We start from the raw sequence: 14,682 nt of genomic DNA, 5'->3' as shown, positions 1-14,682 counted from the left end.
CCGCCTCACTTGCTCAGGGACTTGCCATGCTCCGGTGCGGGCCACAGGCCGCGCGGACGAAGCAGCATGATGATGATCATGGCCAGGGCGATCAGCAGCTGGCGCAGGATCTCGGGGCCCAGGCGGCCGTCGGTCATCGCGGTCAGCGGGTGCGCCACGTGACGCAGCAGTTCGGGCAGGCCGGCCAGCACCAGAGCACCCAGCACCACACCGGGGATGTGGCCCAGGCCGCCCAGCACCACCATGGCGACGATCATGACCGACTCCATCAGGATGAAGGACTCGGGGTAGACGCCGCGCATGAAGGACGCGAACAGCACGCCAGAGACACCGCCGAAGGTGGCGCTCATGCCGAAGGCGGCCAGCTTCAGGTTGCGGGTGTTCAGGCCCATGGCCTTGGCGGCGATCTCGTCCTCACGGATGGCCATCCAGGCACGCCCGATGCGCGAGTCCTGCAGGCGGTAGCTGATGACGATGGCCGCCACCACGAAGAAGAGGATCAGGTAGTAGTACAGCGTGACGGACTGGAAGGTGTAGCTCCAGTCACCGAGGTTGATCGTCAGGCGCTGGCTCATGTCGTGGCCGAAGACCTTGACGGCATCGACGTTGCTGATGCCCTTGGGACCGTTGGTCAGGTTGATAGGGCGGTCCAGGTTGAGCATGAAGATGCGCACGATCTCGCCGAAGCCCAGCGTCACGATGGCCAGATAGTCGCCACGCAGCTTGAGCACCGGGAAACCCAGCGTCAGCCCGGTGATGCCCGCCAGCACACCGGCCAGCACCATCACCAGCCAGAAGTTCATGTGCAAGCCGTTGGGGAACGAGGCACGGATGAACTCGAAGGTCTCGGTCAGGTGCGGCGACGCCAGCAGGCTGTACATGTACGAACCCACGGCGAAGAAGGCGATGAAGCCCAGGTCAAGCAGGCCGGCGTGGCCCACCACGATGTTCAGGCCCAAGGCCAGCAGAACGTACAGCAGGGCCACGTCAACGATGCGCACCCAGGAGTTGCTGCCGGTGGACTGCAGCAGGATGGGCAGAGCGGCCAGCGCGACGGCCGCGATCAGGAAAGCGACCAGTTTGGCGGTTTTGGAAGTCGTCATGGTGTCTTCTCCTTGGCGCTCAGGCACGGTCGGCCACGCGCTCACCCAGCAGGCCGGACGGACGCAGCGTCAGCACCAGTGCCAGCACGATGAAGGCAAAGATGTCGGCGTACTGGCTGCCCAGGAAGCCGCCCGTCAGGGGGCCAAGGTAGCCTGCACCCAGAGACTCGATCAGGCCCAGAGCCACACCGCCGAGCACGGCGCCCGCGAGGTTGCCAATGCCGCCCATGACCGCTGCCACGAAGGCCTTGAGGCCGGGCATGAAGCCCATGGCGTGCTGCACCGTGCCGTAGTTAGACGCCCACATGATGCCGGCGATGGCGGCCAGCATGGCGCCGATGATGAAGGTGGCGGAGATGACGACGTCAGGCTTGATGCCCATCAGACCCGCGACACGCGGGTTCTCGGCCGTGGCACGCATGGCGCGGCCCAGGTTCGTCTTGTTCACGATGTACATCAGCAGCGACAGCACGATGGCCGTCGTGGCCAGGATGGTCAGCTGCGTGGGGGAGATCACCGCGCCGCCGAAGTGGATGGGGTCCTGCGACAGGAGCGTGGGGTAGGACTTGGGGTTGGGCTTCCAGATGATCATCGCCAGCGTCTGCAGCAAGATGCTCATGCCGATGGCCGTGATGAGCGGCGCCAGCCTTGGTGAGTTGCGCAGCGGCCGGTAGGCCAGCTTCTCGATGCTGAAGTTCAACACCGCGCAAACGACCATCGCGATGACGGCCGAGATGACGAGCAGCAACCACCCAGGCATGCCGGGCATGGCGTCGCGCGCCTGCACGATGATGGTCCAGCTGGTCAGCGCACCGACCATCAACACATCGCCGTGGGCGAAGTTGATGAGTCCAATGATGCCGTACACCATGGTGTAGCCCAGGGCCACCAAGGCATACATGCTGCCCAGCACCAGACCGTTGATGATCTGCTGTAGCAAGATGTCCATTCAAAGTTCTCCGTTGTGTGGGACTTGTCCACCCGTGCGTCTTACCCACGGGTCTACAAAAAACCCGCCTCTTGAGCCTAATCGTGCAGGCTGGTGGCGGGTCGGTGCGCGGATTTTAGCCATGCCCCGAAGTGACGGCCTGAGTATTTGCCCCAGCCCCGTTCGGGTTTACCCTGCAATTTCCGGGCCGAGTCTCACTCCATCAGCAAGAAGACCAAATCATTAGGTTAACTTATCATTACGCTCACGAAGCTCCCTCAGCTTATCGCCAATGCGGATTTCCAGACCGCGCGGCACCGGTTCGTAGAAGCGTTGAGGCGCCATCTGGTCGGGGAAATACCGCTCCCCGGCGGCAAAGGCGCCGGGCTCGTCGTGAGCGTAGCGGTAGCCCTTGCCGTAGTCCAGCTCCTTCATCAGCTTGGTGGGTGCATTGCGCAGGTGCATGGGCACCGGGCGGGTGCCATCCTGCTTGACGAAGGCCTTAGCCTGGTTGAACGCCTTGTAGACCGCATTGCTCTTGGGGGCCACGGCCAGGTACACCACGCACTCGGCCAACGCCAGCTCGCCTTCCGGGCTGCCCAGGCGCTCGTACACCTCGGCGGCGTCCAGCGCCAGCCGCAGGGCACGCGGATCGGCCAGACCGATGTCTTCCGCCGCCATGCGGATGAAGCGGCGCGCCATGTAGCGCGGGTCGGTCCCACCGTCGAGCATGCGCACGAACCAGTAAAGTGACGCGTCGGGGTCCGAGCCACGCACGCTTTTGTGCAAGGCGCTGATGGTGTCGTAGAACTGCTCGCCCCCTTTGTCGTAGCGGCGCATGCGCTCGCCCAGCACCTTCACAAGCCATGCATCACTGATTTCGCCGATGCCCTGGGCCTGCGCCGTCACGGCCAGGGTCTCAAGGGTGTTCAGCAAACGGCGTGCATCACCATCGGCATACGCCAGCAGGCGGTGGCGGGCGGCATCTTCCAGTTCGGGCACCGCCCCCAGGGCCTGCGCGCGCTGGATCAGCTGGTCAAGATCGGCTTCAGACAAGGGCTGCAGCACGTAAACCGCCGCACGCGACAGCAGTGCGGAATTCACCTCGAACGATGGGTTTTCGGTCGTGGCACCCACGAAGGTGAACAGGCCGCTTTCCACGTGTGGCAAAAAGGCGTCCTGCTGGCTCTTGTTGAAGCGGTGCACCTCATCCACGAACACGATGGTGGGCTGCGCGTGCAAACCCGTGCGCGCGTGCTCGGCCTTTTCCACTGCATCGCGGATGTCCTTGACCCCGCCGAGCACCGCGCTGATGGCAATGAACTGGGCATCGAACGCCTGCGCCATCAGGCGGGCGATCGTGGTCTTGCCCACACCCGGCGGCCCCCACAGAATGCAGCTGTGAGGCCGGCCGGACTCGAACGCCATGCGCAGAGGCATGCCCTCACCCAGCAGATGCTGCTGGCCGATGACCTCGGACAGGTTGCGGGGACGCAGGCGTTCAGCCAGGGGAATGTGTGGGACGTTCACTGTCACGGGATGGTGGGATCGTATGCAGGTGCTTTGCCCCGATTGTGTCCCAGCCCGGCGCCGCCAGCTTGACGGACAATGCAGGGCTGTTTTCGTCACAACCCGCGCAAACCATGATCCTTGAACACGCAGACATCCGCATCGACCCCAGCCGCGCCGCCGACTTCGAAGCCGCCATCGAACGGGGCGCGTCCACCGTGATTGCAAAGGCCAAGGGCTTTTGCGGCTACAAGGTCAACCGCAGCCAGGAAACCCCTGGCCGCTACGTGCTGATGATCTACTGGACCACGCTGGAAGACCACACCGTCGGATTCCGCCAATCCGAGGCGTTCACCGAGTGGCGCGCCATCGTCGGCCCCTACTTCCTGCAGCCGCCCGTGGTGGAGCACCTGGAACTGGTCTGCAAGTCGGCCTGAATCGCTTTACTGCTTCAAGACCTCGGCGCCAGCTGGCGGCGTAAAGCGGAAGTGCCCGGGCTTGAATGGGGTCTGGGTATCGATGGTGCCAAACGTCATGAGTGAGCGCTGGCCGAAGCTGTCCAGAATGTCCAGTGCCGCGAGCTGACCATCCTTGAAGCCGATGCGCACCTGCTGCAGCTGGCCGTCGCGCTGGCGCGGCACCGCCTGCACCCAATTCGTGCCGTCCTGGCTGGCCACGCTGCTGAGTTCAAACACCCTGCTTAGTGCCTTCAGGTCGGCCGCAGCGGCCAGCAGCGCCGCCGGGGTGTTGCCCAGCACCTCCTGCTGCTTGCGTGAGCTGGCCTGGTTCAGATCCACGTCGTACAGCCACAGGGTCTGCCCATCGGCCACGATGGTCTGCTCAAAAGGTTTGGTGTATTCAAAGCGGAAGCGGTCCGGGCGCTGGAACTCGAAGGTGCCGCTACTGGTCTTGCTGCGCGGCTGCGCCTGACCGTCCTTCTTCGGTGGTGTCACCACCTGGGTGAACGTCGTTCGCCCCTGCTGGGTCTGCTTCAGGAAGGCCTCCAGGTCGCTCAGGCCGTCGGCCCGGGCGGGGCCGGACAAGGCCAACAAAGCGGCGGTGGCCAGAACCAGAAATGTCTTGAGGTTGCGCATGGATCGTCAGAGCAGAGGCTGGCGGCGCGGGTTCCGTCCGGCCAGGGTCAAGGTGTAAGGCCCTGTAAACGCCAGGGCCATGCGTCAGTCACCGCGCGGCGCTACCAGGATGTCGCGCTGCCCGCTGGACGTGAGCGCGCTGACCAGGCCCGCGTTCTCCATGTCCTCCAGCAGCCGCGCTGCGCGGTTGTAGCCGATCTTGAGCTTGCGCTGCACGTAGCTGATGCTGGCCTTGCGGTCCTGCAGCACGATGGCCACGGCCTGGTCGTAAAGCGGGTCCTTCTCGCCGTCACCGCCGCCTTCGCCGAACAGGTCGGCGCCGCCGCCCTCGCCGTCACCAGCGCCGCCTTCCAGCACGCCGTCAATGTAGTCCGGCTCCCCACCCTGTTCCTTCAGGTAGGCGACCACACGGTGCACCTCGTCGTCACTCACGAAAGCGCCGTGCACACGGGTGGGAAAGCCCGTGCCGCTGGGCATGTAGAGCATGTCGCCCATGCCCAGCAGGGCCTCGGCGCCCATCTGGTCGAGGATGGTGCGGCTGTCGATCTTGCTGGACACCTGGAAGCTGATGCGCGTGGGGATGTTGGCCTTGATGAGGCCAGTGATCACATCCACACTGGGGCGCTGGGTGGCCAGAATCAGGTGAATACCTGCCGCCCGGGCCTTCTGCGCCAGGCGAGCAATGAGTTCCTCGATCTTCTTGCCCACCACCATCATCAGGTCGGCCAGTTCGTCGATGACCACCACGATGTAAGGCAGACGCTCCAGCGGCTCGGGCTGCTCGGGTGTAAGGCTGAAAGGGTTGGGCACGGATTCACCTCGCGCCTTGGCCTCGTCGATCTTGGCGTTGAAGCCCGCCAGGTTGCGCACCCCTACCTTGCTCATCAGGCGGTAGCGTTTTTCCATCTCGCCCACACACCAGTTGAGGCCGTGCGCGGCCTGCTTCATGTCAGTCACCACGGGGGCCAGCAGGTGCGGAATGCCCTCGTAGACACTGAGTTCCAGCATCTTGGGGTCGATCAGCAGCAGGCGCACGTCCTTGGCGTCTGCCTTGTAGAGCAGGCTCAGGATCATGGCATTGATACCCACCGACTTGCCCGAACCGGTGGTGCCCGCCACCAGACAGTGCGGCATCTTGGCCAGGTCAGCCACCACGGGCACGCCCGCAATGTCCTTGCCCAGGCCCATGGTGAGCAGGCTCTTGGCGTCGTTGTACACCTGCGAACCCAGAATCTCGCTCAGGCGGATGGTCTGGCGCTTGGCATTGGGCAGCTCCAGCGCCATCAGGTTCTTGCCGGGAATGGTCTCGATCACGCGGATGGACACCAGCGACAGTGAGCGAGCCAGGTCCTTGGCGAGGTTGACGATCTGCGAGCCCTTGACGCCAGTGGCGGGTTCGATCTCGTAACGGGTGATGACCGGGCCGGGCTGTGCCGCCACCACCACCACCTCCACGCCAAAGTCGCGCAGCTTCTTCTCGATCAGGCGGCTGGTCATCTCCAGCGTCTCGGGCGCCACGCTGGCCTGCTGCTTGCCGGGGGCGTCGAGCAGATCCACCTGCGGCAGCTTGGAGTCAGGCATTTCTGCGAACAGGGGCTTCTGGCGCTCCTTGACCACGCGTGTGCTCTGTGGCACTTCGGCCAGGGTGGGCTCGATGATCTGCACCGGCTTGGGCGCCTTGGCCGGTTTGACCGGGCGCTCGGGCGCCGGAGCCACGTCGTCCTCCCACGGAGCGGGCTCCACCCGTTCGGCAAATTCGGCCGCCTCTTCCCGCTCACGCTCGCGCGCGGCCTGCTGGCCGATGCGCACGTCCTCGTCGGCCTCGCGGCGCTCCCTGCGGGATTCGAACCAGCGGTCCAGGCGTTCGCCCAGCCCTTCGGCCACCTGCCCCCAGGAAAAGCGGAACACGCGGGCCACGGTGAACACCAGCAGGCTCAAGGCCAGCAGCGCCGAGCCCGTGGCACCCAGCCAGCGAACAGCAACCTCCCCCAGCAGCGCCCCGAGAACACCCCCGGACGACCCCGGCAAAACGGCGTCCCAGCGGTGCAACCGGGTCCATTCCAGGGTGGCGCTGGCGCTCAGCAACGCCACCAGCGCCAGCGCATAAAGCACACCCTGCGCATTCGGCTGGTGCCACCAGCGATCGGGGTCATGTGCCTCCTGCGGCAGCGGGCCGCGCAACCAGCGCGCCAGTGCCGCCAGCCAGGTGCGCCAGGCAGCCAGCACGCACCACCAGACGGAAAAACCGAACAGGTAGTAGCTGATGTCGGCAACCCAGGCCCCCAACTGCCCGCCCCAGTTGTGCAGGGTGGCCGGCCTGCCGGAGGTTGACCATGCCGGGTCGGCGGGGGAATGGCTCAGGAGAGCGACGAGCCAGAACAGCAGCAGTGCCGCACCGAAGACCAGGCCGATTTCCTGAGCGAAACGCGACAGGCCGCTGGAGGGCGGACGCGCCGTGTCGGCGTTGAGGGTATTGAGCGAATACGTCATAAATGCAAGGCTCAAGCTTAACCCACCCCGGCCAGCCACGGCCATGCCGGGCACATGCTCTGACAGAACCGCCAAACCCGCGCCTGCACCGGGGCGGACAAGGGCTTTCTACAATAGCGCCTGACCAGAAACGCCTCCCCCTGCCAAGATGAAACACGCCAAAGTCCTGATCCTCGGTTCCGGCCCGGCCGGCTACACCGCCGCCGTCTATGCCGCGCGCGCCAACCTCAATCCCGTGCTCGTCACTGGCATGGCCCAGGGCGGCCAGCTGATGACCACCACCGAGGTGGACAACTGGCCCGCCGACGTGCATGGCGTGCAGGGCCCCGAGCTGATGCAGCGCTTCCTGGAACACGCAGAGCGCTTCAAGACCGAGATCGTCTTCGACCACATCAACGCCGTGGACCTGTCCAAGCGCCCGTTCACGCTGACGGGCGACAGCGGCACCTACACCTGTGATTCGCTGATCATCGCCACCGGCGCGTCTGCCCGTTACCTGGGGCTGCCATCCGAGGAAGCCTTCATGGGCAAGGGCGTGAGCGCATGCGCCACCTGCGACGGCTTTTTCTACCGGGGCCAGGAGGTCTGCGTGATCGGTGGCGGCAACACTGCCGTGGAAGAGGCGCTGTACCTGTCCAACATCGCCAGCAAGGTAACCCTGGTGCACCGCCGCGACACCTTCCGCGCCGAGGCCATCCTGGTCGACAAGCTGATGGAGAAGGTGGCCGAAGGCAAGATCGAACTGAAGGTGTTCAACGTGCTGGACGAGGTGCTGGGCGACGCCACGGGCGTCACGGGCATCCGCATCAAGAACGTGCAGACCGGCGCCACCGAGGAGATCAAGCTGCAGGGCTGCTTCATCGCCATTGGCCACAGCCCGAATACCGAAATCTTCAAAGGCCAGCTGGAGATGAAAGACGGCTACCTGATCACCCAGGGCGGCCAGAATGGCTTCGCCACGCAGACCACCGTGCCGGGCGTGTTCGCCGCTGGCGACGTGCAGGACCACATCTACCGCCAGGCCATCACCAGCGCAGGCACGGGCTGCATGGCCGCGCTGGACGCCCAGCGCTTCCTGGAGCAGCACGCAGGCTGACGCGCCCAAGGGCTTGCTTGCCAAGCCCTTGATAAGCAAGCTATAATTCGCGTTTTGCTTTTGGGCAAGGTTTCTTCATGGGCCTGCCTTGGGGCAAGAAAATTCACCGCCCGCGAGCCGGAGCCGTCCACACCGTTTGCGAAAACCGTGGGGCAGGCGGCACAACACAGGACACGGGCGAGGTGCGGCGCAAGCCGTTAATTTTTTACTGGAGTGTCCATCATGGCACGCGTTTGCGAAGTCACGGGCAAGAAGCCCATGGTCGGGAACAACGTTTCCCACGCCAACAACAAAACCAAGCGCCGGTTCCTGCCGAACCTGCAATCCCGCCGTTTCTGGGTCGAGAGCGAGAACCGCTGGGTGCGCCTGCGCGTCTCCGGCGCCGCCCTGCGCCTGATCGACAAGAACGGTATCGACGCTGTGCTCGCCGACCTGCGCGCACGTGGCCAAGCCTGATTTAAAGGAGCTGCACCATGGCAACCAAAGGCGGACGCGAAAAAATCAAGCTGGAATCCACTGCCGGCACCGGTCACTTCTACACGACCACCAAGAACAAGAAGACGATGCCCGAGAAAATGGCGATCATGAAGTTTGATCCCAAGGCTCGCAAGCACGTCGAGTACAAGGAAATCAAGCTGAAGTGATTCAGCCCTTCCAAAGAAAACCGCCGGCACACCCGGCGGTTTTTTTGTGCCCGAACGGGATGTCACACCCTCAAATTCGTTGATTTTGTAATTTACAACTGAATTTTTATTCGTTCCCGTTCTGAGAACTGACCGGCATCATGCGTGGCATCTGACCACACACCGAAAGGAACACCATGAAACGCCGCCAGATTCTCCTGTCCTCCGCCGTGGCATTGCTCGGCCTCACCCAATCGGCATGGGCACAGAACAGCGTGACCCTGCTGAACGTGTCTTACGACCCGACACGCGAGCTGTACGTCGAATACAACGCCGCCTTCGCCAAGCACTGGAAGGCCAAGACCGGCCAGGACGTGACCATCAAACAGTCCCACGGCGGCTCGGGCAAGCAGGCGCGCTCCATCATCGACGGGCTGGACGCCGACGTGGCCACCCTGGCCCTGGCGGGTGACACCGACGCCTTGCATGCCAACGGCAACTGGATACCGAAGGATTGGCAGAAGCGCCTGCCGCAGAACAGCTCGCCCTACACCTCCACCATTGTGTTGGTGGTGCGCCAGGGCAACCCGAAAAACATCAAGGACTGGGACGACCTGGTGCGCGCGGACGTGAAGGTGATCACCCCCAACCCCAAGACCTCAGGCGGCGCGCGCTGGAACTACCTGGCAGCCTGGGAATTTGCCAAGCGCAAGTATGGTGGAGACGCCAAAGCCAAGGACTTCGTGGCCAAGCTCTATGCCAACGTGCCCGTGCTGGACACCGGGGCACGCGGCTCGTCCATCACCTTCGCACAGCGTGGACAAGGTGATGTGTTCATCTCGTGGGAGAACGAGGCCTACCTGCTGGAAAAGGAGTTCGGCAACAAGGTGGATTTCATCTACCCATCGCTGTCCATCCTGGCAGAGCCGGCCGTGACGGTGGTGGACAAGAACGTCGACAAGAAGGGAACGCGCGCCGTGGCCGAGGAATACCTGAAGTTCCTCTACAGCGAGGAAGCGCAGGACATCATCGGCAAGAACTTCTACCGCCCGCGCTCTGAAAAAGCCCAGGCCAAGTACGCCAAGCAGCTGCCGAAGATCAACCTGTTCACCATCGACCAGGCGTTCGGCGGCTGGGATGCCGCCGCCAAGGCGCACTTTGTGGATGGCGGCACGTTTGACCAGATCTACACCAAGAAATAAACATCTGTCACCCCAAGGAGCCAGCCATGAGCATTCTCCTGATCGCAGGCAGTCCGTCTGAGCACTCCCGCTCCGCGGCGCTGCTGGATGGTGTGGCAGAAAGGCTGCGCCGCAAAGCAGACCCGCGCCGTCTGCATGTTGGGCGCCTGCACATACGCGACCTCTCGCCGCAGGCCTTGCTGCTGGCAGACTGGGGCCACAAAAGCATCACCCGAGCGATTGCGCAGGTTGAAAACGCCGATGCATTGGTCATTGCCACGCCGGTCTACAAGGCAGCTTACAGTGGTGTGCTGAAGGTCTTTCTCGACCTGCTGCCCCAGACCGCGCTCAAAGGCAAGGCGGTGCTGCCGCTGGCTACCGGCGGCAGCCCGCACCACATGCTCGCGCTGGACTATGCACTTCGGCCGGTGCTGCAGTCGCTGGGGGCGCGGCACATCCTGCCTGGTGTGTACGCCACCGACGCGCAGATACCCAAGACCGATGACGGTCTCTACCTGCCAGCCGCCGACATTGATCAGCGGCTGGACGATGCCGTGACTGCATTGCTGGCCGAAGGCCTGCGTCCGCCAGTGGCAACGGGGTTCGAGCCTGTGCCTTTTGCCGCCGCCCTCTACAGCGTGTGAACACGTCACGAGGACTTCTCCCATGAGCCTGCACGATGACATTCCCAACCACCTGAGCCGCCACGGACTTGACGCACCAGAGTCGGAAAAGATGGCGCCGCTGGAGACGGCGGTGTACATCCTGGTGGGCGTCTGTGCGCTGGTGTCCGGGGTGTTGATGCTGCTGCGGGCGCTAGGCCTGTTCTGAATTCTCTTTTCAACCCAACCGAGGAAACTGTCATGTCCATCCAAGCCATCAATGTCCGCAACCAGTTCAAAGGCAAAGTCAAGGAAATCATCCGGGGAGATGTGGTCTCCGAGATCGACGTGGAAACGCCATGGGGCATCGTCACATCCGTCATCACCACCCGCTCGGTGGACGCACTGGAGCTGAAAATCGGCTCAGACGTGGTGGCGCTGGTGAAATCCACTGAAGTCTCTCTGGCCAAGATCTGAACAATTCTGTTTCTGATGGTCATGCGGCCTTGCGGGCCGCATGCCTGTTTACACGAGCGTTTCATGAACTTTCAGCAACTGCGCTCCGTGCGCGAGGCCGTCCGCTGCGGCTTCAACCTGACCGAGGTAGCCCTGGCCCTTCACACATCCCAACCAGGCGTGAGCCGTCAGGTGCGGGAGTTGGAAGAGGAACTGGGTGTGGAACTGTTCGTGCGTTCCGGCAAGCGCCTGCTAGGTTTGACCACGGCGGGCAAGACGCTGCTGCCCATCGTGGAGCGAGTGTTGCAGGAGAGCGAAAACCTGCGCCGTGCCGGGCAGGATCTGCAGGGCCGCGAGGAAGGCAGGCTTTCGATTGCCGCCACACACTCGCAGGCACGGTACGCCCTGCCCCATGTGGTGAAGGACTTCCGCAAGCGTTACCCGAAGGTGACCCTGCACCTGCACCAAGGCTCGCCCAAGCAGGTGGCCGAGATGCTGCTGTCTGGCGAAGCAGACATTGGCGTGGCGACCGAAGCGCTGGCCGAATACGAACAGCTGGTGACACTGCCCTGCTACCGCTGGTCACACAGCATCGTGGTACCGAAGGCACACCCGCTGCTGGAACTGGGCCGCGAGGTGACGCTGCACGACCTGGTGCGGTTTCCCATCATTACCTACGAGGTGGGCTACACCGGACGCTCCCACATTGACAATGCCTTCGCCACAGCCGGATTGCAACCCGAGGTGGTGCTGACGGCCATGGACGCGGACGTCATCAAGACTTACGTGGAACTGGAGATGGGCGTGGGCATCGTCGCTTCCATTGCCCTGGACGAGGAGCGCGACCAGCACCTGGGCATGCTGGACGCTGGCCACCTGTTCCCCATCAACCTGACACGCCTGGGCATTGCCAAAAGCCATTGGCTGCCCGGGTTTGCCTATGGTTTCATTGAAACCTTTGTGCCGACGCTGACGCACGATGTGGTGCAGCAGGCGCTGCTGCAATCCTGATGCCCAGAAAATGAATGGGTGCGGCATCGCGCATGCCGCACCCATCCCTCATATCAAGCCACCTTGGGCTGCCGTGCGGCGTGCCGGCTTTGCGGCCGCTCCAGCCCGAGGTTTTCGCGCAAGGTGCGCCCTTCGTACTCGGTGCGGAACAACCCTCGCTTCTGCAGCTCCGGCACCACCAGATCCACAAACTCGTTCAAGGACTGCGGCAACACCGGAGGCATGACGTTGAAGCCGTCAGCCGCACCGTTTTCGAACCACTCCTGCATGCGGTCGGCAATCGTCTGGGGCGTGCCGATGACCACCCAGTGTCCGCGCGCACCGGCCAGGTATTCGTAAAGCTGGCGCACGGTGTAGCGCTCGCGGCGGGCAAGTTCGATCACGACGTGAGCACGGCTGTTCACGCCTTTGGGCGGCTCCGGGTAGTAGGGCGGCGGTGCGTCGAGCCGCCATTTCGTCAGATCCTCACCCGGCCAGAAGGGCGCCAGCGTTGCAAGCCCCACGGAGGGATGAATCAGCGCCTGCAGTTCTGCCCACTTGGCCTGTGCCTCGACCTCGGTGCGGCCGATGACGGGCGAAATGCCTGGCATGACCACAAGCTGGTCGGGCCGCCTTCCGTACTTGGCCAGGCGCCCCTTCACGTCACGGTAGAACGCCTGTGCCTCGGGCAGGCTGGTCCAAGCGGTGAATATCGCTTCAGCGGTGGCGGCGGCAAGTTCCTTGCCGTCCTCGGAAGAGCCTGCTTGCACGATGACCGGGTAGCCCTGCGGAGGCCGCTCGATGTTGAGGGGCCCTTTGACCCGCAGGAACTTGCCGATGTGATTGAGTTCGTGCAACTTGGACGGATCGAAGTAACGGCCCGAAACCGGGTCCCTGATGAACGCGTCATCGTCAAAGCTGTCCCACAAACCCTTGACCACATCCACAAACTCGTGGGCGCGTTGGTAACGGGTAGCGGGGTCGGGGTGCTGGTCGAGCCCAAAGTTGCCGTGAACGTTCTCGGCACTGGTGGTGACGACGTTCCAGGCCGCACGCCCTTTGCTGATGTGGTCCAGCGATGCGAACTTGCGCGCCAAGAGGTACGGGTCTTCATAAGTGGTGGACGCGGTGGCCACAAACCCGATATGGCGCGTGACCGCTGAAAGCGCCGCCCACAGGGTGACCGGCTCGAAGTGCGACAACCTGCCCTGGCGGCTGAGCGACTCCTCGGTGCCCTGGTGCCAGATGCCAGGACTGTCAGCCACAAACACCTGGTCGAACAAGCCGCGTTCTGCCGTTTGCGCGAGTTCAATGTAGTGGTCGATGTTGACCCCGGCGTCTGCCTGCGAGCCAGGATGCCGCCAGGCGGCGATGTGATGGCCTGTGGCCATGATGAAGGCGCCCAGGCGCAGTTTGCGTTGAGTCATGATGTTGATGCTCCCGCCTGAATCAAAAGGCCTTGTCGGTGGTGATGGTGATGCGGTGCAGCTTGCGGTGCTGCGGGAAGAAGTCGCCCACGGCGTAGTGCTGGGTTGAACGGTTGTCCCAAACCGCGAGCGTGCCCGGTGCCCAACGCAGGCGCGCCTGAAATTCCGGCACCTTGGCCAGGTCGAACAGTTGCGTCAGCACGGCATCGCTCTGCGCACGAGGCAGGCCCTTGATGTGGCTGGTGAAGGTGGAGTTGACGTAAAGGATCTTCTTGCCCGTCACGGGGTGCACACGAACCACGGGGTGCTCCACGGGCGGGTATTTGGCGCGCGCCTCGCGCAATTGCTCACCGCTGGCGTCCTTGTTGAGCAGGTATTCCGTCCAGCCGCTGATTTCCCAGGTATGCACGGCGGTGAGCGTCTCCAGGTAGGCCTGCAAGGCCGACGGCAGGCTCTCGTAGGCTTTGGTCAGGCTGGCCCACAAGGTGTCTCCGCCACTGGCAGGAATCACCTGCGCGTACAGGCTGGTGCCCAACGGTGGCTGCTCACGCCAGGTGATGTCGGCATGCCAGTTGTTGGATGCCTTGGGCCGTTCGGCTGTGCTCTCGACGATCTCGATCTCGGGGTGGCCTTCGACGCGTGGAAAGAATGCTTTCACCTCGGCCACGCCGCCGAAGGTTCGCGTGAAGGCGATGTGCTGCTGCGGTGTCAGATGCTGATCGCGAAAGAAGAGGACCTCGTGTTCGGCCAGCGCACGGCGCAGCTCCTCCTGCGTGGAACCGTCGAGAGGCTGCCGCAGATCGAGCCCGTGAATGACCGCGCCTATGTTGGGCGTGTAGGGCTCCACGCCAAAGCGTGTGTAAGGCAAACCGATGTCGTTGAGTTTGGACATGTGTGAACTCCAGTGGGTTGATGAATGCCCATTCACTCTAGGTTCCACGTGCCGCGCTTACAACGAAGCAATCCGCATGTCTTTAGTCGGCAAGAAAGGGATGGAAGAAGCGTTTCGCATTTGCACATGCGCAAAACATTTCGCTCTATGCATACCGGTATTCATTCGTTTGCCGAGGGATGCCCCGTCTCTACAGTGAAGCGCTGTCACCCACTCTCCACGGTCCTTCGTCATTTCGTGTGGAACACAACACTCACAATGCTCCCCTGGTTGTTGAGCCCGGTGGGCATG

At 63.3% G+C, this 14,682-nt stretch carries 16 protein-coding genes; 9 read left to right on the top strand and 7 right to left on the bottom strand.

Annotation, left to right across the window (positions count from 1 at the left end):
• Window positions 1-5: 5 nt before the first annotated feature.
• From ACYVHH_RS12660 to ACYVHH_RS12650, 3 genes are all read right to left on the bottom strand, one after another.
• Window positions 6-1,103 carry a branched-chain amino acid ABC transporter permease gene (locus tag ACYVHH_RS12660; RefSeq protein WP_460565529.1) on the bottom strand — a complete coding sequence of 366 codons (1,098 nt, stop codon included), beginning with the start codon at window positions 1,101-1,103 and terminating at the stop codon, window positions 6-8.
• A gap of 19 nt (window positions 1,104-1,122) precedes the next feature.
• A complete protein-coding gene (locus ACYVHH_RS12655; RefSeq protein ID WP_460565528.1) occupies window positions 1,123-2,052 on the bottom strand; it encodes a branched-chain amino acid ABC transporter permease in 930 nt (309 codons plus the stop codon).
• A gap of 222 nt (window positions 2,053-2,274) precedes the next feature.
• Window positions 2,275-3,567: a replication-associated recombination protein A gene (locus tag ACYVHH_RS12650; RefSeq protein WP_460565527.1), complete on the bottom strand. Its 1,293-nt coding sequence runs from the start codon at window positions 3,565-3,567 to the stop codon at window positions 2,275-2,277.
• A gap of 107 nt (window positions 3,568-3,674) precedes the next feature.
• On the opposite strand from ACYVHH_RS12650, the gene ACYVHH_RS12645 reads away from it, so the two are divergent.
• Window positions 3,675-3,977 (top strand): antibiotic biosynthesis monooxygenase family protein, encoded by a 303-nt coding sequence (locus tag ACYVHH_RS12645; RefSeq protein WP_460565526.1) that lies wholly within the window; start codon window positions 3,675-3,677, stop codon window positions 3,975-3,977.
• Between the two features lie 6 nt (window positions 3,978-3,983).
• Here the strand turns inward: ACYVHH_RS12645 and lolA are convergent, their stop codons facing one another.
• Both lolA and ACYVHH_RS12635 read right to left on the bottom strand, forming a co-directional pair.
• Window positions 3,984-4,634, bottom strand: coding sequence for an outer membrane lipoprotein chaperone LolA (gene lolA / locus ACYVHH_RS12640; RefSeq protein ID WP_460565525.1), 651 nt, complete (start codon window positions 4,632-4,634; stop codon window positions 3,984-3,986).
• 84 nt (window positions 4,635-4,718) lie between these two features.
• Window positions 4,719-7,124 (bottom strand): DNA translocase FtsK, encoded by a 2,406-nt coding sequence (locus tag ACYVHH_RS12635; RefSeq protein WP_460565661.1) that lies wholly within the window; start codon window positions 7,122-7,124, stop codon window positions 4,719-4,721.
• A gap of 148 nt (window positions 7,125-7,272) precedes the next feature.
• Between ACYVHH_RS12635 and trxB the strand changes: the two genes are divergently transcribed.
• The 8 genes from trxB (at window position 7,273) to ACYVHH_RS12595 (ending at window position 12,093) form a co-directional block, all read left to right on the top strand.
• Window positions 7,273-8,220 carry a thioredoxin-disulfide reductase gene (gene trxB / locus ACYVHH_RS12630; protein WP_460565524.1) on the top strand — a complete coding sequence of 316 codons (948 nt, stop codon included), beginning with the start codon at window positions 7,273-7,275 and terminating at the stop codon, window positions 8,218-8,220.
• A 222-nt stretch (window positions 8,221-8,442) separates the two neighbouring features.
• The gene (gene rpmB / locus ACYVHH_RS12625) at window positions 8,443-8,676 is read left to right on the top strand and encodes a 50S ribosomal protein L28 (protein WP_101048611.1); all 234 of its coding nucleotides are present in this window, start codon (window positions 8,443-8,445) and stop codon (window positions 8,674-8,676) included.
• A gap of 17 nt (window positions 8,677-8,693) precedes the next feature.
• On the top strand, window positions 8,694-8,864 hold the full coding sequence (gene rpmG / locus ACYVHH_RS12620; RefSeq protein WP_137894875.1) for a 50S ribosomal protein L33: 171 nt from the start codon (window positions 8,694-8,696) through the stop codon (window positions 8,862-8,864).
• Window positions 8,865-9,040: 176 nt separating this feature from the next.
• Entirely contained in the window at window positions 9,041-10,045 is a 1,005-nt protein-coding gene (locus ACYVHH_RS12615) for a sulfate ABC transporter substrate-binding protein (RefSeq protein WP_460565523.1), read from the top strand.
• Window positions 10,046-10,071: 26 nt separating this feature from the next.
• Window positions 10,072-10,668, top strand: a complete 597-nt coding sequence (gene ssuE, locus ACYVHH_RS12610) for an NADPH-dependent FMN reductase (protein WP_460565522.1) — start codon at window positions 10,072-10,074, stop codon at window positions 10,666-10,668.
• A gap of 22 nt (window positions 10,669-10,690) precedes the next feature.
• Window positions 10,691-10,855 carry a hypothetical protein gene (locus tag ACYVHH_RS12605; protein ID WP_460565521.1) on the top strand — a complete coding sequence of 55 codons (165 nt, stop codon included), beginning with the start codon at window positions 10,691-10,693 and terminating at the stop codon, window positions 10,853-10,855.
• 32 nt (window positions 10,856-10,887) lie between these two features.
• Entirely contained in the window at window positions 10,888-11,103 is a 216-nt protein-coding gene (locus tag ACYVHH_RS12600; RefSeq protein WP_460565520.1) for a TOBE domain-containing protein, read from the top strand.
• Window positions 11,104-11,166: 63 nt separating this feature from the next.
• Window positions 11,167-12,093: a CysB family HTH-type transcriptional regulator gene (locus ACYVHH_RS12595; protein ID WP_460565519.1), complete on the top strand. Its 927-nt coding sequence runs from the start codon at window positions 11,167-11,169 to the stop codon at window positions 12,091-12,093.
• A gap of 53 nt (window positions 12,094-12,146) precedes the next feature.
• Here ACYVHH_RS12595 and ACYVHH_RS12590 read toward each other — a convergent pair whose 3' ends face one another.
• Both ACYVHH_RS12590 and ACYVHH_RS12585 read right to left on the bottom strand, forming a co-directional pair.
• Window positions 12,147-13,499, bottom strand: a complete 1,353-nt coding sequence (locus ACYVHH_RS12590; protein WP_460565518.1) for an LLM class flavin-dependent oxidoreductase — start codon at window positions 13,497-13,499, stop codon at window positions 12,147-12,149.
• Window positions 13,500-13,521: 22 nt separating this feature from the next.
• On the bottom strand, window positions 13,522-14,391 hold the full coding sequence (locus ACYVHH_RS12585) for a TauD/TfdA dioxygenase family protein (RefSeq protein ID WP_460565517.1): 870 nt from the start codon (window positions 14,389-14,391) through the stop codon (window positions 13,522-13,524).
• Window positions 14,392-14,682 lie beyond the last annotated feature (291 nt).

It is taken from the genome of Hydrogenophaga aquatica, assembly GCF_054780915.1.
This window is presented reverse-complemented; position numbering and strand designations above follow the sequence as displayed.

Coding starts and splice junctions, on each gene's coding strand:
- ACYVHH_RS12645 (WP_460565526.1), top strand. CDS start 3,675: ATGATCCTTGAACACGCAGACATCCGCATCGACCCCAGCCGCGCCGCC.
- ACYVHH_RS12635 (WP_460565661.1), bottom strand. CDS start 7,124: ATGACGTATTCGCTCAATACCCTCAACGCCGACACGGCGCGTCCGCCC.
- trxB (WP_460565524.1), top strand. CDS start 7,273: ATGAAACACGCCAAAGTCCTGATCCTCGGTTCCGGCCCGGCCGGCTAC.
- ACYVHH_RS12585 (WP_460565517.1), bottom strand. CDS start 14,391: ATGTCCAAACTCAACGACATCGGTTTGCCTTACACACGCTTTGGCGTG.
- rpmG (WP_137894875.1), top strand. CDS start 8,694: ATGGCAACCAAAGGCGGACGCGAAAAAATCAAGCTGGAATCCACTGCC.
- ACYVHH_RS12655 (WP_460565528.1), bottom strand. CDS start 2,052: ATGGACATCTTGCTACAGCAGATCATCAACGGTCTGGTGCTGGGCAGC.
- lolA (WP_460565525.1), bottom strand. CDS start 4,634: ATGCGCAACCTCAAGACATTTCTGGTTCTGGCCACCGCCGCTTTGTTG.
- ssuE (WP_460565522.1), top strand. CDS start 10,072: ATGAGCATTCTCCTGATCGCAGGCAGTCCGTCTGAGCACTCCCGCTCC.
- ACYVHH_RS12600 (WP_460565520.1), top strand. CDS start 10,888: ATGTCCATCCAAGCCATCAATGTCCGCAACCAGTTCAAAGGCAAAGTC.
- ACYVHH_RS12590 (WP_460565518.1), bottom strand. CDS start 13,499: ATGACTCAACGCAAACTGCGCCTGGGCGCCTTCATCATGGCCACAGGC.
- ACYVHH_RS12615 (WP_460565523.1), top strand. CDS start 9,041: ATGAAACGCCGCCAGATTCTCCTGTCCTCCGCCGTGGCATTGCTCGGC.
- rpmB (WP_101048611.1), top strand. CDS start 8,443: ATGGCACGCGTTTGCGAAGTCACGGGCAAGAAGCCCATGGTCGGGAAC.
- ACYVHH_RS12660 (WP_460565529.1), bottom strand. CDS start 1,103: ATGACGACTTCCAAAACCGCCAAACTGGTCGCTTTCCTGATCGCGGCC.
- ACYVHH_RS12605 (WP_460565521.1), top strand. CDS start 10,691: ATGAGCCTGCACGATGACATTCCCAACCACCTGAGCCGCCACGGACTT.
- ACYVHH_RS12595 (WP_460565519.1), top strand. CDS start 11,167: ATGAACTTTCAGCAACTGCGCTCCGTGCGCGAGGCCGTCCGCTGCGGC.